Genomic DNA, 24,683 nt, shown 5'->3' with positions numbered 1-24,683 from the left:
GAAAGGATGGATGAAAAATGAAAAAAATTATTAAAAACGGGACGATTGTAACAGCGACGGATACATACAAAGGAGATATCTGCATAGAAGACGGAGTCATTACACAAATTGGAGAGAATCTCATGGATATTGATGGAGAAGTAATTGACGCAAAAGGCTGTCTTTTGTTTCCTGGAGGAATTGACCCACATACCCATTTAGATATGCCATTTGGGGGCACTATGACAAAGGACGATTTTGAAACAGGAACGATTGCCGCTGCTTTTGGCGGAACCACAACGGTTATTGATTTTTGTTTAACAAAAAAAGGAAATACATTAAAAAGTGCAGTAGATACTTGGCATAAAAAGGCAGATAATAAAGCAGTCATTGATTATGGATTCCATCTGCAAATAGTTGAATCAAATGAGGCGGTATTAAATGAACTGTCCAAAATGATTGAAGAAGAAGGAATTACTTCACTTAAAGTATTTATGGCTTATAAGAATCAATTTCAGGCAGATGATGAAACGCTTTTTCAAACACTTGTTGCAGGGAAAGAGTTGGGAGCACTTGTGATGGTGCATGCAGAAAACGGCGATGTGATTGATTATTTAGTAAAAAAAGCATTAAAAGAGGGAAATACAGATCCTATTTATCATGCCTTAACAAGACCTGCTGAAGTGGAAGGGGAAGCAACGGGCCGGGCTGCGGTATTAACAGATTTGGCGGATTCTCAGCTTTATGTTGTGCATGTATCTTGTGAAGTTGCTGCCCAAAAAATAGCGGAAGCAAGAAGTAAAGGCATTGATATATGGGGAGAAACCTGTCCTCAATATTTAGTGCTCGATCAAACTTATTTAGAGAAACCAAATTTTGAAGGCGCAAAATATGTGTGGAGTCCACCTCTTCGGGAGAAATGGAATCAAGAATCCCTTTGGAATGCTTTAAGAACAGGGCAGCTGCAAACAATTGGTTCTGATCAATGTTCCTTTGATTTTATAGGACAAAAAGAATTAGGAAGAGGAGATTTCTCTAAAATTCCAAATGGGGGGCCTATTATTGAAGATAGGGTAAGCATTCTTTTTTCAGAGGGGGTTAAAAAGGGCAGAATTTCACTTAATCAGTTTGTAGATATTGTTTCCACAAGAGCAGCGAAATTATTTGGTTTATATCCGAAAAAAGGCACAATTGCCATTGGTGCAGACGCTGATATTGTTATTTTTGACCCGGAAGTAGAGCGGATTATTTCTGCAGAAACCCATCATATGGCGGTTGACTATAACCCATTTGAGGGGATGAAAATAAAGGGGGAGCCGGTTTCTGTTTTATCAAGAGGGGAATTTGTAATTCGTGAAAAACAATTTGTAGGAAAAGCTGGGGCTGGTCAGTTTATAAAACGAGCAAAATATGGAGAAAAACACGAAGCGAAAAAAAGCAAGCCGTTAACGATGTAAATAGGTCAACTTGGCAGTCGAAAATAATTGCTTTGTATAGGTGATTTTTTCGACTAGCCTAAAAAGATTATTTTATTGATTATTAATCAGTCGATATTAGCAGGAAATCTGCATTTTTAATTTTCTTAATCTTCTGAATATAAAAGGATGGTGCAAACTCCATGCAAAAAGAAAACAATTATTTAAAATCACCTGATTTAATGCCGATTGGCCATAGTGACAGAACAATTGGTTCCTTTGGTTTTGCGGTTATTTGGGTAGGAATGGCAATTGTTTTAGCTGCATTTGCTATTGGAGGTGCTGCTATACAGCATTTGCCATTAGGTTTGGTCATACTGGCAACATTAATAGGCTCTGTGGCAATTGGAATATTTATGACGATTATTGGAGACATAGGCATCGAGCATGGACTTTCATTTCCGGTGTATATGAGGGCGCCATTTGGCACAATCGGAACGCATATTCCCTCGATAGTCCGGGGGATTACAGCTGCTTGCTGGTTTGGCATCAATACTTATTTTGGCTCTACTGCGATTAATGCCATTATGAATATGTTATTCGAATTTGATAACTGGCTTGTTTGTTTTCTAGTGTTTGCAGCATTGCAGCTAATCAACACCTCGCTTGGAATTAAGTCGATAGAACGCTTTGCTGACCTTGCAGCCCCTATCATTATTCTTATTTCTTGCTGGATGTATATTTCTTTATCTTCAGATGCAGTAGATCAAGGAAAAAATATTTGGTCATGGGTAGAGAGTCCTGTTGCAGGTGGAGCTGCTTTTACAGCATTTATGGTGGTTGTAATGAGCAACATGGGATTTTGGGCAACTCTGGCAGCTGATATGCCTTCTTTATCCCGCTTTTTTAAAGCTCCTAAGCATGAAAGAAACTGGTTTAAGCGAAACAAAACGCAATTATTCGGCAGCATTGTTGTAATGCCGATTGTTAATACCTTTATGATTGTTATTGGAGCAGTATCTTATATGGCGGTAGCAAATGCTGATCCTGTTGCAGCACTGCAAGAGACTGCAAGTGGTATTGTTCTTGGCGTATTAATGTTAATGATTGTGCTTGCTCAATGGTCAACAAATACTTCCGCCAACATTATTCCTGCGGCCACGATTTTCTCTAATGTGGGCGGACCAAAAATGCCCTTTTGGGTAGGGGTTATGATAGCTGGAATTATTGGGGTGTTAGCGCAGCCGTGGAGTTTATTCGATATTTTAAATAGTGCGCTCCTTGTTATCGGCGGGATCTTAAGTTCGATTGTTGGAATTTTGTTTGCAGATTATTATTTAATACGCAAAAGACGTGTGCATGTAAAAGATTTATATGAGGCAAATGGCCAATTTAAATATATGAAAGGATTTAATTTGGCAGGTTTAATCGCATGGATTGTAGGTGGAGTCGTTGCCAATATGCTTTCAACCTATTCCTCTATTGTAGGTTTTATTGTAGGAGCAGCATTGTATTATGCATTAGCAAAATATTGGTGGTTTAAAAAATATGAGCAGGCAGAAATAATCGATCCAAATGATGAAAAATATTTGGGGATTACCGTTGGAAGGGATTGGGAAATTGATGGTGCACTTGAAGAAGAGGTAATCATAGCAACAGATGCGGTAACGGATAGAGTTTAATCAAAGGGGAGAGGGGATTGAAGTTATGTCTGATTATCAGCAGTTTTTGCAGGAGCGTGATCAAATAGACTTTTATTTGCAAAAAGGCTATTACATGAAAAATATTATAGAAGATTTAAATGGAACGACTGTGGAATTTTCTAATAAAGAGAATAATAGTGCCATTGTTCATTTGACAACAGCGAATGCAAGGAAATACTTTTCTGTGAAGTTAATAGAAGAGAGAAGAAATTGTATCGTAAATAAGATTGCCAAGTAATAAAATTCATTTTGGCAAATAGAAGGGAGGGCATGGAAATGGAAGGACAAAAACTATTAATTAATGGCGAAAGATTAAAAGAATCATTGGAAAGATTCGCAGACTTTGGACGCACAAAAAATAATGGGGTTACTCGCCTCTCTTTATCAGAAGAAGATATGGGAGTGAGAGAATATTTTCGCAGCTGCTGTGAAGAAATCGGCATGTCTGTTGCAGTAGATGATATGGGGTGCATGTATGCCACTTTAGCTGGGAAGGAAGAAAAACTGCCAATTGTTATGGGCTCTCATTTAGATACAGTGAAAAAGGGAGGGAGATTTGACGGTGTTTTAGGGGTGGCAGCAGGCTTGGAAGTCGCTCGGACTCTTGTTGAGAATAACATGCAATTGCGCTATCCACTTATGATTGTAAACTATACGAATGAGGAAGGCGCTAGATTTGAGCCTTCTATGATGGCATCAGGGGTGCTTTCAGGCAAATTTGATAAAGAGGAGATGCTGGAGAAAAAAGATGCAAATGGAATTACATTGAAAGAAGCACTAGAAAAAAGCGGCTATGCTGGCGATATTGAAGCTAGATTAAAGAAAGCAGCTGCCTTTTTAGAATTGCATATAGAACAAGGGCCGGTTCTAGAGCGGGAATCATTAACGATAGGCATAGTAGAATGTGTAGTAGGCATGGTTTGTTATGAAATTACATTAACAGGGGAATCTGATCATGCAGGAACCACTCCAATGGGAATGAGAAAAGATGCCCTTTTTGCTGCTAATAATGTGATTTCCGCATTCCGGAGCAAGCTGAGCCAACTGGATGAAAATCTAGTGTATACAATGGGAAGGATGAATATATTTCCAAATATCCATACTGTTATTCCCAATAAAGTTGTATTTACAATAGAAGCAAGACATAAAAGCCCTGTCATTATAAAGGAGGTAGAAGAAATTATTCTAGAAATAAAGAGTTTTGCCTATCTAGAAGGATGCACGATTGAAGTGAACAAACAGTGGGATAGAAAGACAGTATGGTTTGATGAAAAACTTTTGGAAAGCGTAGAAAAATCAGTGAATGGACTTGGCTATTCGTATAAAAAAATAGCCAGTGGTGCAGGTCATGATGCTCAATTTATTGCCAGCATCGCTCCGACAGCAATGCTTTTTGTGCCAAGTTTGAATGGGAAAAGTCATTGCGAAGAAGAATTTACTGCATGGGAGGATTGCGAAAAAGGCGTAAATGTAATGCTGGAAACAGTGCTGGATATTGATAAGAGATAATAAATAACCTAGTTGAAACCTTTGTTTAGGCGGCAATAGATTAAGAAACTATCTGCCGTCTAAGCAGGTTTTTTTTATTTGGGATATTAAGGGAATATTGTTAGAAAAGTTAACAATATGTAAGTAGTAATAATAAGAAAGGGTTATCATTTTAACGAAAAGTTATTATTTTTAATGAAAAAGTTACTATTTGTATTTTTTTTATTTATATGATTTACGATTGGAAAAAACAGTGTTAGATAATCTGACATTAATCGATTATTTATTAAATTATCATGTTACTATTATCTCAACATTCAGATAAAAGGAGATTAGAACATGAAAAAAACACATCCTGCACTTGTAATCTTTTTATTCTTTTTAGGTTGGGTATTTATGTATGCTGACCGAAATATCTTATCGCCAGTCATGGGAAGCATCGGAGAAGAGTGGAATCTTGACCAAACAGAGCTAGGTCTTATGGCAACTGTATTTTTTGCAGCATATGCTTTTATGCAAATTCCAACAGGATTTTTAGCAGATAAATTTGGTCGAGTAAAAGTGCTTGTAGTCGGCTTTATTGTTTTTGGTGTTGGTACCTATTTAAGTGGGGCATCTACGACTTTTGGCATTTTCCTGCTGATGAGAGCATTAACTGGATTAGGAGAAGGAACATATTATGGTTCACAATATGGCATATCTTCTACTATCACACCGAAAAAATATCGAGGACTTGTTTCCGCTATTATCAATAGTGGGATGGCATTTGGTATCTCTTTAGGATTTATGTCTTCTAGCTATTTTACTTATACTTTAAACAAAGGGTGGCAGTTCCCATTTTATGTGTTTGCTATTCCTACTATCCTAGTGGCTATTCTAATAGCCATCTTTGTAAGAGACGATTCTCATAAACAAAAAAAGCAAGCTGCTCAAACACAAGAAAAAGTAGCAATGAAAACTTTATTTACAAAAAATCATATTTTCGTTTATATTCTTATTTTCTGTTCTTTATATGGTTTTTTTGGAATGCTGACATGGCTTCCTTATTATTTGCAAACAGCAAGAGACATTGAAGCATCTCAAACAGGAATCATTTCTTCATTAGTGCCATGGGCATCCATTCCTGGAGCGATTTTATTTGGATTTTTATCAGATCGCATCAAAAGCAAAAAGCCTCTTATCATTGGACTGGCTTTAGCAGGAGCCATTTGCCAATTTGCCATTCCTTATACGGATAACTACAATTATTTGATTGTTGGTTTATGTTTATATGGTTTACTTGGAAAATTAGCGCTTGACCCTGTATTGATTTCTTATATGGCTGATATTACACCGCCATCCATGTATTCTAGAGTGTATGGATTCTTTAACTTTAGCGGCATGCTTTCTTCTATTTTTGCTCCATATATTACTGGATACTTTGCAGATAAAACTGGAAGCCTTGAATTCGGTTTTTATTTAGCAGGAGGATTATTGATTATCGGTGCTGTATTCTTTATGTTTACAAGTGATAATCAAACAAATGGGCAATCAGTTAAAACTATTAATACAGTAAGAAAAGAGGGGAAATTGGCTTGAAGAAAGTAATTGTTGGCACTAAATCGATGGTAGTAAGTCCTCATTATTTAGCTTCACAAGCTGGAGAGCATATTTTAGAAAAAGGTGGAAATGCTTTTGATGCTGCTGTTGCAGTCAGTGCTTGTTTGGCTGTTGTCTATCCGCATATGACTGGACTGGGGGGAGATTCTTTTTGGCTGACTTTTCAATCAGCCGAAAAGAAAGTGCGGGCTTACAATGGCAGCGGAAGATCTGGAAAAAATGTAACAAGAGATAAATATAAAGGGAGAGATTCCATTCCTTTTCGAGGAATTGAAAGTGTAATAACTGTTCCTGGCATGGTAGATAGCTGGGATGCTCTGCTAAAAGAATATGGAACAATGAAGCTTGCTGAAGTGCTTGCTCCAGCTATTGAATACGCAGAAAATGGTTTTCCTCTTTCTAATGATCAATGGGAGAATACAGTGAAAAACGCAGAGATGCTAAAAGTGGATAAGGATGCTGCTGCAATATTTTTGCCGGATGGAAAAGTGCCAGCTAAATTTGTGAGGTTTGTGCAAAACGATATTGCCAATACATTAAAGCAATTAGGAGAAAAAGGCAGAGATGATTTTTATTGCGGAGAGCTTGCCGAGCGGATTGTGGCAAGTTTGCAAGAAAAAGGGGGCTTATTGACACTTGCTGATTTCGCAGGCCATAAAGGGGAGTGGAGTGAGCCATTAACCAGCACTTACAGGGACTATACGATGTATCAAGTTCCGCCAAATTCTCAAGGATTTGTAGGATTAATGATTTTGAATATATTAGAAAACTTTGATTTATCGGAAATAAAATATGGTTCCTATGAGTATTACCATCTGTTGGTTGAAGCTATTAAAAGAAGTTTCCAAGATAGAAATGAGTATTTAACAGACCCTAGTTTTCAAGATATCCCACTAGCAAAACTATTAAGCAAATCTTATGCAAAAGAAATGGCCTCATCGATTTCATTTTCTGCTGCTAGAGATATAACAAGCAGGCCGGTTGGAAGCGACACGGCACATGCCGCTGTTGTAGATAAAGATGGAAATGCCGTTTCCTTTATTCAGAGTCTATACTTTGAATTTGGTTCTGGGGTGGTTGCAGGAACTACAGGAATCACCATGCAGAATAGAGGGTCTTTTTTTAGTCTTGACCCAGCACATGTAAATACATTAGAACCGAAAAAGCGGACATTTCATACATTGATGCCGGCGATGGCTTTTAAAGATAATAAACCATATGTGTTATATGGCACTCAAGGAGGAGAAGGGCAGCCGCAAACACAAACACTTATGATCACAAGGATATTAGATTATGGAATGGATCCTCAGACAGCTATTAATGAACCAAGATTTGTGTGGGGAAGAACATGGGGAGAGAAAAACCAAGAATTGAAAATAGAAAGCAGAGTTCCCCGAGATGTGCTGGAACAATTGCAGAAGTCTGGACATCTTGTTAATCGTGTTGAAGCATATGATGGAATTGTTGGACATGCGAATGCTATTTTAATCGATGAACAAGGATATTTATATGGTGGAGTAGACCCAAGAAGTGATGGTGCTGCTGTAGGTCGATAGCAAACAAATTATAAAGCTGTATGCCAAAAAAAGGGCATGCAGTTTTTTTATCTCCATTAACAGGCTTTGTCCCCCAGTTCGAGAAGAGAAAAGGAAATGAGGGATATAAACAGGTAGAAAATTTTCTGCAAAAGCCGGATAGGTTGATTTAACAATCAGTGGGGGATGAAGAAAACCTTCACTGATTAAAGTTTCAATTTATTGGAATAATAATGCTTCTTTCACATAAATGCATAATCAATAGCTTCATTATAATAATTTTTAGACTAAGATAAACTTGTTCATTATAATGAATTTTTTAGTGGGATAAATAATAGAAATAAACTGATTTTTTTAAGTCCTTTTATCTTTTTCCTATATTTTCTAAAACCATTCTTAAATGAAATAATAATTTTTCGTTGACTATGCAGGATATAGATGCTAATATGTTCTTAGTTAAGAACGAAAATAAAATAAATATAGAACAAATAGATTTTTATTTTTTTTTGAGCATTTGTTCTTTTTAAAGAACTAATGTGTGGGATGAAAAATATAACTAGGAAAAATTGCGAAGGTTGGTGAGTTGCTTGTCGTTAGTTTTGGAAGAAGAAAGAGGGAGTATATCGTTTTTTAATATGCCTGGCATTAAAAAAAGCTATATGAAGCCAAGAATTGTTGCATTAATTCCCGCACATAATGAAGAAAAATCTATTCGTGATTGTTTAGCAGGTCTGAATGATCAATTGCTTCCTAAAGGGGTAGAGTTGGATGTATATGTGATTGCAGATAATTGTACAGATCGTACAGAAGAGAAAGCAATTACAGCAGGAGAAGAATTTAATTTAAATTTAAAAGTAGTTATTACAGAAAATAATAAACTCCGAAAAGTTGGGGCCTTAAACGCTGGGTGGAAATTGCTTTATGGAGATTTGCTGGATATATATAATAAACAGCTTACAGAACATGAAGAGCTGTACAAACAGAGCATTAAGGCTGTATTAGGGATGGATGCAGACAGCAGATTGGCTCCTAATTGTTTAACTTATTTATGGGAAGGTTTGATGAGTGCCCGCAACATTGGCGGGGTTATGGCAAAATATACAATGCGTATGCCGAAAAAGAAAAGCCTTCTTTCTAAACATGATGTTTATTACGAGGAAAAATTAGCGAGCGGGGAGTATGGTGGTCCGCTTACTCGCTGGTGGACGCATCAGCAGAAGCAGGATATGGCAAGTTGGCTTTTAGATCTTCAATATCATGGAGGAAGCACATATGTATTAGGCGGGCAAGCCACATTATTTAGACCTGAAGCGCTGCAAGAAGTGGTGAATCATAATAAATTGGATGGACCATGGCAAAATGACAGTGATGTAGAAGATATGCTGCTAACATGGCAGCTGCAGAAATCTGGCTGGAAAACACTTATTAGTCCAAAAGGCAGATGTTTTGTTGATGCAATGCGCTCCTATCATACCTTCCGTGAGCAGCGCAATAAATGGAATTCTGGTACAGTTGATTTGCTGACAAATAAAGATTTAAGTGTTCAAACGAGACACAAGGGAAAGATATGGAGAAATCAAATGAAGCTTTTGTCTGATTTAGTCATACGTGCTATGTTTATTATTTTATTGTCTGTAGCTCTTGCCACTGACCAGTTCTATTGGTCATGGATATGGATTACACCAATAGCACTTGCTTCTATATTAAACATTATACTAGCAATAAAAACACCTATGCATCGAACGATTGATGTCATTTTAGCTGGTTTGCTTATAAGTCCAGAGTTATATTTATGGGTAAATTTAATGACCTTTAGTCAAGTATGGCTGGAAAAGCTTTCAGCAAATAAAAAAGATGGCTGGGCTAATCAATATGCAGCAGAATCTGGTAAAACGAGCAGCAAACTAGTGCAAGGAATCATTTTAACCATGGTAGTAATTGCAGCTGGAGTTTATTTATGTTTTGAATATCGAGATTTTCTAACAAGCAGTAGAGTCCAAGAAGCAATTAGCCCATACTTAATGACAGGATGGATAGCATTAACCTACTTAACGATTATCAAATCATTGATGATGGTTTATCAGATTTGGACATTGCGCGGAAGACATACGGCATAATTATTAGAGGAACTGACCTCAATTAGGAGATATAGAATATACAACTTCATATCTTATTGTTTTAGGCTGTTCCAGAATGTAGATAGAGGAATAGTCTTTTTTGTTGAACTTATACTGCATAAACGAACCTTTGCTCCCCATGCAAGAGGTGATAAAAGAAAACGGGAAATTTAGATGGATAGCAATCAGCGCTGGATATAAAAAACACTCAATAATTGAAGTTTTTTATACAAAAAATTTCTTTAATAATTAAATTTGTTTTTTTCCAAATACTAAAGGGAATAGTGCAATAGGTTTAACAGCAAAAGGAGTTGGATTAAACAAATGTGGCATGCGGCGATGTGGGGAGGAATATCTGGATCAGCTGTATTATTAGGAGCATTGGCAGCGGTTTTTCTTCCAATAAAAAAAAGATTGATTGGTTTCATCATGGCATTTGGGACAGGTGTATTAATTGGAGCTGCCACCTATGAATTATTAGAGGACTCGGTGGAAAGCGGTGGATTATATGCCACAGCAATAGGTTTTTTAGGCGGAGCTGTTGTTTTTTCGATTTTGGACATTATCATTTCCAAAAAGGGGGCAAAAAACAGGAAAAGATCATCAGGGAACACCGCTGAGAACTCATCTGGCTTAGCAATTTTTATTGGAACAGTGATGGATGCTGTTCCAGAATCTATTATAATTGGAGCGAGTTTGATTGGTCAGCAAACGGTCAGCATGCTTCTTGTAATCGCTATTTTCATCAGTAATATCCCAGAGGGGTTATCAAGCACAGCTGGTCTATTAAGCAGCAACTATTCCAAAAAGAAAATATTTGCTTTATGGTTTGCTGTATTAATCATTTCTGCTATCTGTTCTTTTTCAGGCTATACTCTTTTAGACAATGCCTCAGAGGAATTGATGGCGGGGATTGCAGCATTTGCAGCAGGCGGCATTATTGCAATGGTTGGATCGACGATGATGCCAGAGGCTTTTGAAGAAGGGGGAGCCATTACAGGTTTAATTGCTGCATTAGGCTTGCTTACCTCTTTAATATTAGACTCTCTATAACAAAGATAAAAGTTTCCGAGTAATATAGCAAGAATGGTTAGTCTCTCGCAGTAAAATTGAGAGGCTAAAACCATTCGTTAAAAATTTTTGGGTTTTTAACTAAAATTTGTTTATTTCCTATTAATGTAAGCAAATTCATATCAGCGAACTTGCTTAGCTTGCGGCTGATTGTTTCTCTCGTTAATCCAACATAATTTGAAATCTCTTCTCGTGTAATCGGCAGATCAATCAAAACTCCTTTTTCAGTGATCGTGCCGAATTTTGCACAAAACTCATCCAACAAATGAGCAATTCGGACTTCGGGATCTTTTGTAGCCAATATTTTTGCCAATTCTTCTGTATGAGAAAGTCTTTCCATAATTGTTTTTAAAAGTTTAATGGAGATTTCAGGATTTGCGATCATCATTTCATCAAAATCTTTTTTTGAAAGGAGACAAATTTTGGTATCTTCCATTGCATAGGCGCTGAAGTTATTGCCTTCTGTAGTGGCAAATAAGTTTCTCTCTCCAAAGAAATCTCCACTTGCTAATAGGTGCAAAATTTGTTCCTTCCCATGAACGGTTAACTTTACAAGCTTTACTTTTCCACTATGGATAATATATAAAGAATCAGCGCATTCTCTCTCATCTGCTAATAATTGTCCTTTTTTAAAGTGTTGATGCTGTACTTTTTTTGTTATTTTTTCTATTTCCTTATTGGATAGAGAATGAAAAATGGGAACTCTTTTTGCACAATACTCCATAATCATATTCACCTCGTTTTTATGCTCACTTTTTCACAATTGATAATATGTCTAACTAAAAAAATTATACCATAAAAATAGAAAATGTGATTTGAATCCTATTTTTCTTTTTTTTTCACAGCTATACTATGGATATTCTAAGAAAAGGGAGTTATTATGATGACTACTATTTTTACTGAATCGATGAAAACAGGCGACATAGTAACAAAGTTTCCAGGAGCTAGCAAGCTTTTTAAACAATATAAGATAGATTTCTGCTGTGGAGGAAATCGTCCAATCGGTGAAGTGCTGCAAGAGAAAGAATTGGAGACAAAGGAAATTTTAGATAGCATCAATACTATGTATCAAGCGTATAATCAAGAGGATGAGACAGATTGGACAACTAGTTCATTAATAAACCTGATTGATTATATTACAGAAAAATATCATCAATCAACAAGAGAAATGTTGGATGAACTAAGTGCATTTGTAACAAAAGTATATCGGGTACATGGCCAAAGAGACTCTCATTTAAAGGCAGTATATGATAATTTTTTCCTATTGAAAAAAGACTTGGAACAGCATTTGCAAGATGAAGAAACATCTATATTCCCTTATATTGCATCTTATGAGCAAACATTAGCGGATGAAGATCTGAAAAGGGCTAAGGCAGAGATTGATCATTTAGAATCAGAGCACGAGGAAGCAGGAGAGTATTTAAGAAATATTCGAACAGCTACTAATGACTTTGAGATTCCAGAAGGTGCATGCAACACTTATCGTTTAACCTACTTAAAATTAGAAGAGCTTGAATCAATGACTTTTGATCATATCCATTTAGAAAACAATATTTTATTTAAACGCATTTAAATAAGAAAAAGGGAGGTTCCATTCTGGCAGAAATGGAACCTCCTTTTTGATTGGAGGAAGGGAATTATGGCAGGAAAATATTTGGCAGCATGAAAAAGAAGTTTAAAGTTTTTTGTAAATTTTCAGAAAATATATTGACTTCTATAGGCTTGGATATTATTATAATGTTATATAACGTTATAGATAAAAAACAGAGGGAAATATAAATAAAGGAGGCAAAATAAAAAAGACGGCACTTGATATATCGGTAGAATTTTTGACTTTCATGCTAGTTGTTTAGGAGATAGAGGCAATAGGATTGAGATAAATAGTTTGTTGACTAAAAGGTAATAGGCTCATTGCTTTTTTAGGAAGTATATATTTTTAAATAAAATAGACAGAAGATTATTTTTTTTCTAATAATATATAACGATTTATAACATCTTATCAACAACTAAAAGATAAATAGGAGGAAATAGCATGAAGAAAAACTTTCTTAAAGCAATATCAGCAATTTTGCTAGTAAGTATGATGAGTATTGTATTAGCAGGCTGCGGTTCTTCAACAAAAAGCAGTACTTCAGCGAGTGGACTAGAGGGCCTGAAAGAAAAAGGAAAAATTGTTGTTGGAACAATGGCTGCAACACCGCCATATGAATATCATTCTATCAAAGGTGGAGAAGACAAGATTGTTGGTTCCGATATCAAGTTATTAGACGAAGTGGCCAAAGACTTAGGCGTGGAATATGAAATTAAAGATATGGATTTTGATGGTTTGCTTGTTGCCCTTCAAAGCGGAAAAATCGACATGATTGTTTCAGCAATGAGTCCGACAGAGGAAAGAGAAAAGAATGCTGATTTCACAGATGTGTATTATAAAGGCAGAAACGTCATGCTGGTCAGAAAAGAGGATCTAACTAAATATAAAACAGCAGATAGTTTAGCAGATAAAAAGATAGCCGCAATCAAAACATCTGTTCAGCAATCTATTCTAGAATCAGAGCTTCCGAAAGCAGAGCTGAAACTATTAGGAAAATCAACCGAATTATCTTTAGATTTAGCGAACAAAAAAGTGGAGGCTGTTTTAGTAGATATTCCAACAGCTACCTTGCTTGAAAAAGGCAACCCTTCTATTGCTGCCAGTGAAATTTATTATGAAGATCCATCAGCAGGCGCTGCTATTGCGATGCCAAATGGTACAGATAAAGAAATAATGGATGCAATCAACAGCACAATTGAAAGAATAAAACCAGATTATGAAAAATGGCTGAAAGATGCGATGGATGGAGTAGAGTTAGAAGATTAAATGAACTATTTTTACCATTCCTTCCATGATACAAATTCCTGATCCAAGTGGCTTTGTATCATGGAGGGGAAGGCGCAGAATCCCAAAATAGCTTAAGGAAATGGGGGGAGAAAGTTGAACTTTTCATTTTTGGGAGATTATTATCAGTTCTTTTTAACAGGTGCTTATATTACGATCATCCTTGCTGTAATTGCCGTGATATTAGGGAGTATTTTTGGGATAGGACTAACGCTTCTAAGGAGATCATCTATTTATATTATTCGGCTGATCGGTGATATTTATGTAGAGTTTATAAGAGGAACACCCCTTCTTGCACAAATTTATATTATCTATATTGGAGTCCCGCTGCTGTTTGCAGGATACGATATTCCAGATCTGGCGGTGGGGGCAATTGCGTTGTCTTTAAATGCCGCTGCATACATTTCCGAGACGATTCGTTCTGGCATTGAAGCAGTGAGCAAAGGGCAGATGGAGGCTGCAAGAAGTTTAGGCATGAATCAAAGACAAGCAATGTTTGACATTATTTTGCCTCAAGCTTTTAAGAATATATTGCCTGCATTAGGCAATCAATTTATAGGCAGCATTAAAGATTCATCTATTGTCTCTATTATAGGTGTTGCTGAATTAATGTATAAAACAACAATTGTAAGAGGAAATACTGCACTAGGTTTGGAACCAATTTTAGTTGCTTCACTTGGATATTTAGTCATGACATTTACATTATCCAGAATTTTAGGAGTTGTAGAACGGAGGTTAAAGACAAGTGATAGAAGTTAAAGATTTACATAAATCTTACGGGAAAAGTGAAGTTTTAAAAGGAATCGATGTCAATATTCATAAAGGAGAAGTAGTTGTAGTTATTGGTCCATCTGGTTCTGGCAAAAGTACATTTTTGCGATGTTTAAACTTATTGGAAACTCCTACAAGTGGAGATATTTATCTCGATAATCAAAATATTACGGAAAAAAATATCAATATTGATAAAGTCCGAGAGAAAATGGGCATGGTGTTTCAGCAATTTAATTTATTTCCCCATAAGACAGTATGTCAGAATATATGCCATGCGCCTATTCGGGTAAAAGGAATGAAGCAGCAGGAAGCAAAAGAATTAGCAGTGGAATTGTTAAAAAAAGTAGGATTATCAGAAAAAATAGATGTTTATCCATCTTCTTTATCTGGCGGACAGCAGCAGCGAATTGCCATTGCAAGAGCTTTAGCGATGAAACCTGAAGTCATGCTGTTTGATGAACCTACTTCGGCTCTTGATCCAGAAATGGTAGGGGAAGTTTTGGCTGTTATGAAAAATCTTGCCAAAGAGGGAATGACAATGGTAGTTGTTACACATGAGATGGGCTTTGCAAAAGAAGTAGGAGATCGCATTCTATTTATAGATCAAGGGAAAATTTTAGAAGAGAATAGTCCAAAAGAATTTTTTGAACATCCGAAACATCCTAGAACAATTGATTTTCTATCAAAAGTGCTATAAGTGAGGTTTTTATCATGATAAAGGTTATTGGCTTAGGAGATAATGTTGTCGATAAATATGAACATATTAATACAATGTATCCTGGTGGAAATGCTTTGAACTTTGCGGTATATGCAAAAAGATTAGGAGCAGAAGCAGCATTTTTAGGTGCCTTTGGAACAGATGAAGAGGCAGGGCATGTTCAAAAAAGTATAAAAGAAATCGGATTAGACATCAGTTGCAGCAAGCAGTATGAGGGAGAAAATGGCTGTGCAAGAGTAACACTGCAAAATGGCGACCGTGTGTTTTTAGGAAGCAACAGATGCGGCGTTTTGCGAGAAAATGGTTTGAATTTAACAGAAAAAGATCTTGCATATATAAAGGAATTTGATCTGCTTCACACGGGTTTATATGGTTTTAGTGAAGATGAATTGCCGAGGATTAAAGCATTAGGTGTGCCAATTGGTTTTGATTTTTCATCTGACTTTACTCAAGAGCAGGTAAACCAGATTGCTGCAAAAGTTGATTATGCCTACTTTTCCTGCAGTCATTTAAAAACAGATGAGATGCTGAATTTAATGGTAAAGGTCATAAATTTAGGCTGTAAACTAGTGCTTTGTACGATGGGAGAAAAAGGAGCTCTATTATATGATGGATCAACATTTTATCTGCAAGAGCCGAAACTGGTGAAAGCGATAGACACAATGGGCGCTGGAGATTCCTTTATTACTTGTTTTATGGTGCATTATTTAATCGGATTAAAAAGTGGGAAGTTAGGCAAACAGACGATTATAAAAGAATGTCTTGAAAAAGCTGCTGAATTTTCTTCTCAACAATGTTTAGTAGATGGTTCATTTGGCTTTGGAAAAGTATATTCATAATTTAAAAGTTTGTTCATAAAGGAGGCTGGAAAAGTGGCGTTAATTCATAGAGAACAAGTAGCTGGAATGAATATCCACTATATGCGATATTCTTTAGATTACTTTTTAGATGCACAAGTAGCGGCAGGAATACAGTCAATTGAGTTTTGGACAGGTGCTCCCCACTATTATCTAGATCCGACAACCTATTCAGACTGCAAAGCTTTAAAGAAAAAGATAGAGGATAGAAATTTAAAACTAGTTGTATTTACCCCAGAAAATTGTATGTATCCATATCAATTTGCTGCTGCAAAACCAGAAATCTTTGAAAAAAGTTTTCAATATTTTTCAAATGGCATTAAAGCATGTGCAGAACTAGGAAGTCCGATTATGCAATGTAATTCAGGTTGGGGCTATTTGGATGAAGACCGGGAAGAGGCTTGGAAACGATCTCGTGAAATGCTCTCTAAATTAGCAGAATTAGCAAAACGCGAAGGGATTACATTAGCATTAGAAAGCTTGCGTCCAGAAGAATCCAATCTAGTCACAACCGTAATGGATGCCAAAAGAATGATGGATGAAATCAATCATCCACATCTGAAAATCCTTGTGGATACAACTGCGATGGGCGTTGCCGGTGAGACATTGCAAGATTGGTTTGATGTGTTTAAGAGCGATATTGTCCATACACACTTTATTGATGGCAACCCTTATGGACATTTGATTTGGGGAGATGGTCATCATAACTTAGAGAATTTTTTAACTGTACTGCAAAAGAATGATTATCAAGGATATTTAGGGCAGGAAATAACAGATTCCCGTTATTTTCAAGATCCTGCCGCGCATGATAAACGCAATATGAAAGCATTCACTCCATTTATGAATGATTGATATAAACATAGATAGTTTATTTTTAAACAGTTTTTAATTAGTTATAGACATTGGATATAAATGATAAATTTATCATTTAAATATATAACCCACTTTGGAGGAATAAAAAATGGAATTAAAGCAAATTATCGCATCAATCAAAGATAAGCAACCAACCGTTAAAAGTGTATTTTTTGTAGGATGCGGTGCTTCAAAAGCAGAATTATATCCAGCTAAATATTTTTTAGAAGGCAATGCTAACGACTTGCGAGTAAGTTTATATACATCGAATGAATTTAACTTTGCCACACCAATTTCAGTAAATGAGACGAGTATCGTTATCACATGTTCGTTAGGCGGAGCAACACCGGAATCTGTTACAGCAACTGCTAAAGCAAAAGAATTAGGAGCCCATGTTATTGCTGTAACACATGTAGAAGGTTCAGCACTTACAAAAGATGCAGACTATGTAGTTCTTCATGGATTTGAAGCAAACTATGCTGCGAAAATGGAGAAAATGACAAAGGTTTTAGGATTGGCTGTAGAAATATTAAATCAATTTGAAGGCTATGAGCATTATGATAAAATGCAAGATGGATTCAGCAAAATCTATGATTTAATAGAAAAAGCAGTTGCTTCTGTTGGACCAGTAGCAAAAGCATTTGCAGAATCGTATAAAGATGATGAAGTGATTTATGTAATGAGCAGCGGCGCTACACATGAGGTTGCCTATTCATTCTCTATTTGCTTATTGATGGAAATGCAGTGGATCAATTCAGGGACTTTCCATGATGGAGAATTCTTCCATGGTCCATTTGAAGTAGTGGATAAAGATGTTCCATTCCTATTACTGATGAATGACGGCAGAACAAGAGAAATGGATTCAAGAGCGTTGGATTTCTTAAATCGTTTTGATGCGAAAACAACGGTAGTAGATGCGAAAGACTATGGATTAGGTTCTGCCATTGCAAGTGAAGTAGTGGATTACTTTAACCCAATGCTAATTTCAGGAGTATTGCGCGTTTATGCAGAACAGTTGGCAATCGTTCGTAACCACCCATTAACAAAAAGAAGATACATGTGGAAATTAGAATACTAAAAGTAAATGTTTGATAAGCTATAATTAATTACAAAAAATAATCGGCACTATCCCATATAGTAGAATTCATTTAGCAAATAAAAAAAGCTGGCATGCGGAAAAATGCCAGCTTTTTTATGTACCTTCCATTAATATATAGGGGGATTTTGTTAATAATAGGTTCACTTTATATCAGGGGAAGGCTGACTCATTGGTGAGAATGAAATGGACTTGTAATGTTTAGACTTACTTGGCTTGTATGATAATAAATTAACGAATAATAGATAGCGACTTTTTCGTCATTATAGGCAATTTTTTCAATTTCGAAAAGTGGGTCATTAACGGTGCATTTCAGCAATTCGGCTTCCTCTGCATTAGCGAACGTCACATTTACCACTTTGTCTCCATATGCAGGGATAACGTCATAATGCTCTTTTAAAATACGATGCATGGAGATATTTTTATTTTGTTTAAGCTGTTTGTCTAAATTAGGAAAAAGATCCAAAGAATATGTTGTGATTTCAAGGGATAAAGTTTGTTTTTCCATATACTGCATTCTTTTTAATTCTAATATATTGCATCCAAGTGGAATATTTAGCTTTTTAGAAATATTTCTAGAAGCTTCTTTGATTTGATAGGATAGTATTTTATTATGCGGTGTATTGCCAGAGGAAATCATATCTTCTGAGAAACCAGACACCGATACCAGCTCTCTTTGCAGTTTTGGCCGTTTTACATAAGTACCTTTTCCTTGTTGTCTAATCAGAGCTCCTTCCTCTACTAAATCCAGTACTGCTTTTCGAACTGTAATGCGGCTTACTTTATATTGTTCACATAACTCCGTTTCAGTAGGAAGCTTCTCCCCTGGCAAATAAGTGCCTCGATTAATTTCTTCTGTAATCGCTTGTTTGAGTTGTAGATATAAAGGAATGGAACTATCGCTATTAAGCAAGGAATTGTCTCCCCTTTGCTGATTATTTTTATCGATATTATAGCAGATTTCCCTTCATTATAGTACGAGTTGAGCGGGCTGCCTTCTATACTATATAAATAATTGAGCTAGCTTTTATCTGGAATAACTAATGGATAAATCCATAATAATGACAAAATGTAAGTGCTTTATCGTATTATTTTTATAAAAGAATATGCTATTCTTAAGGTGGATATATACATAGAAAGGAATGGTGTTACATGAAATTAGGCTGGATTGGGCTTGGAAATATGGGGATACCGATTGCTTCAAATTTGCTTAAAGCAGGATATGAAGTAACAGTGTATAATCGAACGGCAGAAAAAGGAAAAGAGCTGCTTGAAAAAGGAGCAACACAGGGGGCAAATCTACAAGAGTTAGTAGAATCTAGTGATGTTGTATTTACAATGGTTTCTGATGATGCTGCAGTAAAAAGCTTATACCTTGAAAATAATCTATTTGGATTGGCCAAAGAGGGACAAGTTTTTATTGATATGAGCACAGTTTCACCTCAAACATCTAGAGAACTATTCGATGAGGCCCAAAAATTTAATGCGGCATTTATAGATGCACCAGTTTCTGGAAGTGTACAGCCAGCAAAAGATGGCACCCTGATTGTATTAGCAGGCGGGGAAGAAAGAGCGTACGAGCAAGTAAAAAAATTGTTTGAACCGATGAGTAAAATGTCTTTATATTTAGGTGAATCTGGCTCAGGCAGCAATGCAAAATTAGCTATCAACTTATTGTTGGGCATAACCGTGCAAGGAATTGCCGAGTCAGTATTATTTGCAGAAAAACAAGGCATCAAAAAAGAAGATATGCTGACAATTATATCAGAGAGCGCAGTTGGAACGGCGATATCTAAAATGAAAACACCAAGTATCCTACATAATGAGTATCCTGCTGCATTTGCATTAAAGCATATGGCAAAAGATTTGCGTCTTGCCAATGAAACAGAGGAGCTATTGCCAATTGGTGCATCTGCTTATGAAACTTTTCAGCAGGCACTTGCCAATAACCTTGGTGATTTAGATGTGATGGCCGTCATTAAACAATTAGCTGACAAATAAGCAGGAAGGGGCAACCCTTCCTGCTTTTATTTTTGCTTATAACTTGTGGCCAGCAAGGTTCATTGCTGCGTTTTTGGGAGTTATTGCTGCCGTTTTCCGTTAGTTTGCTGCTGTTTTTGTGCTGAATAGTTATTTTTCGACAAAAACCGACTATTTTCGCTGTGGTTCCTAGCATTCTGATCAGCTTATGCAAGCTGCTGTTCGGCAAATTCTCGGTACAAGCTATGTGTTCGAATTAATTCATGGTGTTTCCCAATACCGGTTATTTCGCCTTTTTCAATAAAAATAATTTTATCTGCATCTACAATAGTAGAAAGGCGGTGGGCAATAACAAAAGTTGTTCTGCCTTCCATTAATCGCGCTAAAGCTTGCTGGACAATTCCCTCTGATTGACTATCCAGACTGGCAGTTGCTTCATCCATCATTAAAATTTTGGGATTTCTTAAAAAAGCACGTGCAATAGCGATTCGCTGTCTTTGACCGCCCGAAAGTTTAACACCTCGTTCGCCAACTTCTGTATCCAATCCGTTAGAAAACATGCGAATAAAGTCATCTGCATAAGCCATTTTAGCAACTTCCCATAAGCGATCATCAGAGATAGTATCTTTATTTTCCAGTCCATAGCATAAATTTTCCCGAATAGTACCTGCCATCATTGCACTTTCTTGTGAAACATAGCCAATTTGACTGCGCCACGATGAAAGAGATAATTGATGAATAGATGCATCTCCAATAAAAATTTGACCACTAGTTGGTTCGTAAAATCGTTCCAATAATCCAAACATCGTGGTTTTTCCGCCGCCGCTTGGTCCTGCAAATGCAATCATTTCGCCAGGGTGTGCTGCAAAAGAAATGTTTTGCAGGATGGGCTCATTTTCTTCATAGGAAAAAGAAATATTTTTCACATAAATAGATTCATTTGTAATGCTTAATTCTAATCCTTCTTGTCCTTCCTCTAATGGAAGTTCCAAAATGTCAATCATTCGTTCTGTTGCCCCTTTAGCTTTTTGCAATTGGGTGAAAAACATAGCAAAAGATGTAATAGGGAAGATAATCTGAAATAAATAAAGCAAAAATGCAATAAGTGTTCCTGTAGACATTTCTCCATTGGCAACACGGATGCCGCCATAACCAATAATCATTACTATGACAAGCATGACAACAAAATACATAATCGGGGCAATCATGGCGAAGATTTTTGCTTCTTTTAGTCCAAATCCTAATAATTTATGTATGCCGTTAACCCCTTTTTGTTCTTCGAATGATTCAGCATTCGATGCTTTCATTAAGCGGATTTCTGACAGTGTTTGTTGAATATCACCAGTAAAGTTTGCCGTTTCATCCTGCAGACCGCGAGATATAGCTCCCATCTTTTTTCCTAATGGCATCATAATAGCCATCGTAATAGGAACGGCAATAAGCATTAGAAGCGTCATTTTCCAATCCATTATGAATAAAATGATAATTGCGCCAATGATTGAAATCAGTCCAGACACAAACTGAGGGAAGTGCTGGGAAACTAAATCTTTTACAATGCCTGTATCATTGACGATACGACTGACAGACTCCCCGCTCTGCTGTTTATCAAAATAAGAGACAGGAAGACGGAGAAGTTTTAGCCACATTTTTTCACGGAGACGGGATACTATAGTTTGTCCTGCAGCAGCAAGCAAATAGGTGGAAAGACCGCTGATGATGGCTTGAGCAATAAAAACAGCTCCGATCGTTATCATAAAGGGAATGCTGAGTGATGCAACAGAGAATCCATCCACTAGTTCTCGGGTAAGGAGTGGGATGGCAAGTCCGGCTAGTGTAGTAATGACACTAGCGATTAATCCTATTGTCAGCGCTAATTTTGGAATATTTGTCGACAATAGCAGGGAAAAAAATGGCTTTAAGCCAGGTTGTTGTTTTTCCATATATTTAAATCTCCTTTCTAAATAAGCAAGTACTTCCAGTATATTTCTTTTTTCAGGCTGTCCGCAAACGCTCGCTCTTTTGTCACTCCCCTTTTCTGCGGTGCTCATTACCCGAAGAAGGTAAATCCGCTCCTCAAAAAGGGGGACTCCTAAGGTAGTCGAGTGTGTTCATTCAGCCTGAATTTTTGCTTTGAAACTTTTTCGATACTCTGAAAAAAGCAAGTAATTCTATTATATTTCTTTTTTTGTGTATCGACAAAAAATAGAATGATATTTCTTCTTTTCCCTGTGTTTATAGGGTAATTTCTATGTTTTGACCATAGTCTTTTTAATTGATAGGATAGATGGGAGGTGACGGAAATGGAAAATACTTTTCAAGCTGTAGTGGTAGATAAAAAAGAAGAAGACTTTTCGGTGCAAATAAAAAATATATCACTAGATGATTTATCAGAAGGCAATGTTATCGTGAAAGTGCATTATTCTGGCATTAATTATAAAGATGGACTAGCAAGCACACCAAATGGAAAAATAGTCAGGTCATATCCTCATATTCCTGGAATTGATTTAGCAGGAGTTGTTGTCTCTTCTGAAGACAAGAGGTTTAAAGAGGGAGATAGGGTAATTGCAACAAGTTACGAAATTGGGGTAGCTCATACGGGAGGCTATAGTGAATATGCAAGAATTCCTGGAGATTGGCTTGTTCCTCTTCCAGATGGCCTGTCTTTAAAAGAAGCAATGATTATAGGTACAGCTGGATTTACAGCAGCCCTTTCTGTTCAGCGTTTAGAAGATAATGGATTAACGCCTGAAAAGGGAAAGGTTCTTGTTACTGGTGCAACTGGCGGTGTTGGCAGTTTTGGTGTAAATATCTTAGCAAATCTGGGATTCGAGGTTGTGGCAAGCACAGGCAAAAGAGAAGAAGAGTATTTAATGAAACTGGGTGCAAAAGAAGTTATTGGCAGAGAAGAAGTTTATAATGGAACGATAAAAGCAATGGATAAACAATTATGGGCTGGTGCCATTGATCCTGTTGGCGGCAAACAATTAGCAGCCATTATCAGCAAAATCAGCTACAATGGATCGGTTGCCGTTAGCGGATTAACTGCTGGAGGAGAAGTGCCTACAAGTGTTTTTCCATTTATCTTGCGTGGGATAAATCTTCTTGGCATTGATTCCGTTTATTGTCCAATGGATGAGCGGGAGAAAATTTGGGCACGCCTTGCAAGTGATTTTAAACCAGTTGATTTAGCTGATTTCATTTATGAAGAGGTAAATCTTGCTGAACTTCCCGATAAATTGCCATTTATTTTATCAGGGGGAATAAAAGGACGCATTATTGTAAAGATATAAGAAAACAGATGTTCAAAAATACTCTCTAGATCATGCAGAGAGTATTTTTTTCGTGAAAAAATCAGAAATTTTCATTTGATTTTCATGTTAGATTAGTAGAATAGTAGTAATTTGCTTTTAGAAAACTTAGATGGAAAGTGAGAGGAAAAATGAAGAAAAAAGTTATTATTACAATTGTCTCCATTATAGGAGTTCTTATTATCGGTATTGGTGCTTATATTGCTTATCTATATAACTATGTAGAAAAAACAGCAAATAAGATGTATGAACCGGTGGGAGAAGAAACGAAAACGGAGGCAAAGCAAAAGGAAGAGGCCCTTGGCAATAAAAAGCCTATTTCGATTCTTTTAATGGGTGTGGATGAGAGAGAAGGGGATGTGGGAAGAACGGATACTTTAATCGTGATGACCCTTAATCCGAAAACTGGAAAAATGCAAATGGTCAGCATCCCTCGCGATACAAGAGCAGAAATTGTCGGCAAAGGTACAACCAATAAAATTAATGCAGCATATGCATATGGCGGCGTTAAAATGACTTTAGATACAGTGGAAGAGTTTGCAGGAATAGATATGGATTATTATATTCAAGTAAATATGGAAGCATTAAGTGATCTAGTAGATGCAGTTGGCGGCATAACAGTTAATAATGATTTGGATTGGATCGATGAAGGCTATTATAAAAAAGGGTATCATTATAAAAAAGGAACATTACAATTAGATGGAGCAAAAGCATTAGGGTTTGTCCGCATGCGCCACCTTGATCCTGAAGGAGACTTTGGAAGAAATGAAAGACAGAGGAAAGTTATTACAGCTATTATCGACCAGGCAGCCAGCATAAAGTCTGTTTCACATTTTGACAATATTCTAAACGCATTGGGCAGCAATGTAAAAACAAATATCACGTTCGATGAAATGATGGAAATTCAAAAAAATTATCGAAATGTGCGCAATAATATCGAGCAATATGAAATAAAGGGATCCAATGCCACAATAAATGGAAGCTATTATCTAGTTGTTCCAGATGAAGAAAAGGCAAAAGTGAAGACAATGTTGGAGGAAAATTTAGGGGAATAATAAATAAAACAGCTTAGGATATAAGAGTCCTAGCTGTTTTTAATTTATCACTATTTAACGGGCTTTTGACCCCCACCTAAGAGATTATAAGAGAAAACGAGAAATCTAAGTGGGTAGAAACTAGCTGAGTAAAAGCCTGATATAAAAGAACACAGACTTACGCGCGCAATGTCTGTGTGACCTCTATCCTATTCTTACCTCAAGGATCAATCAGTGGGGGACGTGGAAAATCCCCACTGATTGAAGTTTCACTTTATGTCCATA

21 protein-coding genes are annotated in these 24,683 nt (G+C 36.6%); 18 read left to right on the top strand and 3 right to left on the bottom strand.

Annotated elements, in window-relative coordinates:
* Positions 1-17: 17 nt before the first annotated feature.
* The 8 genes from hydA to NCCP28_RS14245 all read left to right on the top strand — a co-directional run bounded on the left by hydA (position 18) and on the right by NCCP28_RS14245 (position 10,889).
* On the top strand, positions 18-1,436 hold the full coding sequence (gene hydA / locus NCCP28_RS14280; protein WP_248562073.1) for a dihydropyrimidinase: 1,419 nt from the start codon (positions 18-20) through the stop codon (positions 1,434-1,436).
* A 161-nt stretch (positions 1,437-1,597) separates the two neighbouring features.
* Positions 1,598-3,076 carry an NCS1 family transporter gene (locus tag NCCP28_RS14275; protein WP_248562072.1) on the top strand — a complete coding sequence of 493 codons (1,479 nt, stop codon included), beginning with the start codon at positions 1,598-1,600 and terminating at the stop codon, positions 3,074-3,076.
* Between the two features lie 25 nt (positions 3,077-3,101).
* Positions 3,102-3,335, top strand: a complete 234-nt coding sequence (locus NCCP28_RS14270) for a hypothetical protein (RefSeq protein WP_248562071.1) — start codon at positions 3,102-3,104, stop codon at positions 3,333-3,335.
* Between the two features lie 38 nt (positions 3,336-3,373).
* The gene (locus NCCP28_RS14265; RefSeq protein ID WP_248562070.1) at positions 3,374-4,606 is read left to right on the top strand and encodes a Zn-dependent hydrolase; all 1,233 of its coding nucleotides are present in this window, start codon (positions 3,374-3,376) and stop codon (positions 4,604-4,606) included.
* Positions 4,607-4,924: 318 nt separating this feature from the next.
* Positions 4,925-6,163, top strand: coding sequence for an MFS transporter (locus NCCP28_RS14260; RefSeq protein WP_248562069.1), 1,239 nt, complete (start codon positions 4,925-4,927; stop codon positions 6,161-6,163).
* Positions 6,160-7,740 (top strand): gamma-glutamyltransferase, encoded by a 1,581-nt coding sequence (gene ggt / locus NCCP28_RS14255; protein WP_248562068.1) that lies wholly within the window; start codon positions 6,160-6,162, stop codon positions 7,738-7,740. The genes NCCP28_RS14260 and ggt overlap by 4 nt, the downstream gene beginning before the upstream one ends.
* A gap of 614 nt (positions 7,741-8,354) precedes the next feature.
* Positions 8,355-9,836 (top strand): glycosyltransferase family 2 protein, encoded by a 1,482-nt coding sequence (locus NCCP28_RS14250; protein ID WP_248562215.1) that lies wholly within the window; start codon positions 8,355-8,357, stop codon positions 9,834-9,836.
* A gap of 324 nt (positions 9,837-10,160) precedes the next feature.
* Positions 10,161-10,889 (top strand): ZIP family metal transporter, encoded by a 729-nt coding sequence (locus NCCP28_RS14245; RefSeq protein ID WP_248562067.1) that lies wholly within the window; start codon positions 10,161-10,163, stop codon positions 10,887-10,889.
* A gap of 64 nt (positions 10,890-10,953) precedes the next feature.
* Here NCCP28_RS14245 and NCCP28_RS14240 read toward each other — a convergent pair whose 3' ends face one another.
* Positions 10,954-11,631, bottom strand: coding sequence for a Crp/Fnr family transcriptional regulator (locus NCCP28_RS14240; protein ID WP_248562066.1), 678 nt, complete (start codon positions 11,629-11,631; stop codon positions 10,954-10,956).
* 159 nt (positions 11,632-11,790) lie between these two features.
* Here NCCP28_RS14240 and ric point away from each other — a divergent pair, with 159 nt between their 5' ends.
* The 7 genes from ric (at position 11,791) to NCCP28_RS14205 (ending at position 18,058) form a co-directional block, all read left to right on the top strand.
* A complete protein-coding gene (gene ric / locus NCCP28_RS14235) occupies positions 11,791-12,480 on the top strand; it encodes an iron-sulfur cluster repair di-iron protein (protein WP_248562214.1) in 690 nt (229 codons plus the stop codon).
* 459 nt (positions 12,481-12,939) lie between these two features.
* Entirely contained in the window at positions 12,940-13,764 is an 825-nt protein-coding gene (locus NCCP28_RS14230; protein WP_248562065.1) for a transporter substrate-binding domain-containing protein, read from the top strand.
* Between the two features lie 114 nt (positions 13,765-13,878).
* Positions 13,879-14,541: an amino acid ABC transporter permease gene (locus NCCP28_RS14225; protein WP_248562064.1), complete on the top strand. Its 663-nt coding sequence runs from the start codon at positions 13,879-13,881 to the stop codon at positions 14,539-14,541.
* Complete coding sequence (locus tag NCCP28_RS14220; RefSeq protein ID WP_248562063.1) at positions 14,528-15,250, top strand: amino acid ABC transporter ATP-binding protein; 723 nt, start codon at positions 14,528-14,530, stop codon at positions 15,248-15,250. Before NCCP28_RS14225 ends, NCCP28_RS14220 begins: the two co-directional genes overlap by 14 nt.
* Positions 15,251-15,264: 14 nt before the next feature.
* The gene (locus NCCP28_RS14215) at positions 15,265-16,110 is read left to right on the top strand and encodes a fructoselysine 6-kinase (protein WP_248562062.1); all 846 of its coding nucleotides are present in this window, start codon (positions 15,265-15,267) and stop codon (positions 16,108-16,110) included.
* Positions 16,111-16,143: 33 nt separating this feature from the next.
* Entirely contained in the window at positions 16,144-16,980 is an 837-nt protein-coding gene (locus NCCP28_RS14210) for a sugar phosphate isomerase/epimerase family protein (protein ID WP_248562061.1), read from the top strand.
* A 109-nt stretch (positions 16,981-17,089) separates the two neighbouring features.
* Positions 17,090-18,058, top strand: coding sequence for an SIS domain-containing protein (locus tag NCCP28_RS14205; RefSeq protein WP_248562060.1), 969 nt, complete (start codon positions 17,090-17,092; stop codon positions 18,056-18,058).
* 187 nt (positions 18,059-18,245) lie between these two features.
* On the opposite strand, the gene NCCP28_RS14200 is transcribed toward NCCP28_RS14205, so the two are convergent.
* A complete protein-coding gene (locus tag NCCP28_RS14200; protein WP_248562059.1) occupies positions 18,246-18,989 on the bottom strand; it encodes a GntR family transcriptional regulator in 744 nt (247 codons plus the stop codon).
* A 239-nt stretch (positions 18,990-19,228) separates the two neighbouring features.
* Between NCCP28_RS14200 and NCCP28_RS14195 the strand changes: the two genes are divergently transcribed.
* The gene (locus tag NCCP28_RS14195; protein ID WP_248562058.1) at positions 19,229-20,077 is read left to right on the top strand and encodes an NAD(P)-dependent oxidoreductase; all 849 of its coding nucleotides are present in this window, start codon (positions 19,229-19,231) and stop codon (positions 20,075-20,077) included.
* 185 nt (positions 20,078-20,262) lie between these two features.
* Here NCCP28_RS14195 and NCCP28_RS14190 read toward each other — a convergent pair whose 3' ends face one another.
* Positions 20,263-21,996: an ABC transporter ATP-binding protein gene (locus tag NCCP28_RS14190; protein ID WP_248562057.1), complete on the bottom strand. Its 1,734-nt coding sequence runs from the start codon at positions 21,994-21,996 to the stop codon at positions 20,263-20,265.
* Between the two features lie 360 nt (positions 21,997-22,356).
* Here NCCP28_RS14190 and NCCP28_RS14185 point away from each other — a divergent pair, with 360 nt between their 5' ends.
* Together NCCP28_RS14185 and NCCP28_RS14180 are read left to right on the top strand one after the other, a co-directional pair.
* Positions 22,357-23,346 carry an NADPH:quinone oxidoreductase family protein gene (locus NCCP28_RS14185; RefSeq protein ID WP_248562056.1) on the top strand — a complete coding sequence of 330 codons (990 nt, stop codon included), beginning with the start codon at positions 22,357-22,359 and terminating at the stop codon, positions 23,344-23,346.
* A 149-nt stretch (positions 23,347-23,495) separates the two neighbouring features.
* Positions 23,496-24,419, top strand: coding sequence for an LCP family glycopolymer transferase (locus NCCP28_RS14180; protein WP_248562055.1), 924 nt, complete (start codon positions 23,496-23,498; stop codon positions 24,417-24,419).
* Positions 24,420-24,683 lie beyond the last annotated feature (264 nt).

Origin of the sequence: Niallia sp. NCCP-28, from assembly GCF_023168165.1 — a bacterium.
Classification (GTDB): domain Bacteria; phylum Bacillota; class Bacilli; order Bacillales; family Cytobacillaceae; genus Niallia.
This window is presented reverse-complemented; position numbering and strand designations above follow the sequence as displayed.

What these genes read in the sequence shown, in the direction of transcription:
- NCCP28_RS14245 (WP_248562067.1), top strand. Translation starts at nt 10,161, where the DNA reads ATGTGGCATGCGGCGATGTGGGGAGGAATATCTGGATCAGCTGTATTA.
- NCCP28_RS14195 (WP_248562058.1), top strand. Translation starts at nt 19,229, where the DNA reads ATGAAATTAGGCTGGATTGGGCTTGGAAATATGGGGATACCGATTGCT.
- NCCP28_RS14205 (WP_248562060.1), top strand. Translation starts at nt 17,090, where the DNA reads ATGGAATTAAAGCAAATTATCGCATCAATCAAAGATAAGCAACCAACC.
- NCCP28_RS14185 (WP_248562056.1), top strand. Translation starts at nt 22,357, where the DNA reads ATGGAAAATACTTTTCAAGCTGTAGTGGTAGATAAAAAAGAAGAAGAC.
- NCCP28_RS14240 (WP_248562066.1), bottom strand. Translation starts at nt 11,631, where the DNA reads ATGGAGTATTGTGCAAAAAGAGTTCCCATTTTTCATTCTCTATCCAAT.
- NCCP28_RS14180 (WP_248562055.1), top strand. Translation starts at nt 23,496, where the DNA reads ATGAAGAAAAAAGTTATTATTACAATTGTCTCCATTATAGGAGTTCTT.
- NCCP28_RS14275 (WP_248562072.1), top strand. Translation starts at nt 1,598, where the DNA reads ATGCAAAAAGAAAACAATTATTTAAAATCACCTGATTTAATGCCGATT.
- NCCP28_RS14260 (WP_248562069.1), top strand. Translation starts at nt 4,925, where the DNA reads ATGAAAAAAACACATCCTGCACTTGTAATCTTTTTATTCTTTTTAGGT.
- hydA (WP_248562073.1), top strand. Translation starts at nt 18, where the DNA reads ATGAAAAAAATTATTAAAAACGGGACGATTGTAACAGCGACGGATACA.
- NCCP28_RS14250 (WP_248562215.1), top strand. Translation starts at nt 8,355, where the DNA reads ATGCCTGGCATTAAAAAAAGCTATATGAAGCCAAGAATTGTTGCATTA.
- NCCP28_RS14215 (WP_248562062.1), top strand. Translation starts at nt 15,265, where the DNA reads ATGATAAAGGTTATTGGCTTAGGAGATAATGTTGTCGATAAATATGAA.
- NCCP28_RS14230 (WP_248562065.1), top strand. Translation starts at nt 12,940, where the DNA reads ATGAAGAAAAACTTTCTTAAAGCAATATCAGCAATTTTGCTAGTAAGT.
- ric (WP_248562214.1), top strand. Translation starts at nt 11,791, where the DNA reads ATGACTACTATTTTTACTGAATCGATGAAAACAGGCGACATAGTAACA.
- NCCP28_RS14270 (WP_248562071.1), top strand. Translation starts at nt 3,102, where the DNA reads ATGTCTGATTATCAGCAGTTTTTGCAGGAGCGTGATCAAATAGACTTT.
- NCCP28_RS14265 (WP_248562070.1), top strand. Translation starts at nt 3,374, where the DNA reads ATGGAAGGACAAAAACTATTAATTAATGGCGAAAGATTAAAAGAATCA.
- NCCP28_RS14190 (WP_248562057.1), bottom strand. Translation starts at nt 21,996, where the DNA reads ATGGAAAAACAACAACCTGGCTTAAAGCCATTTTTTTCCCTGCTATTG.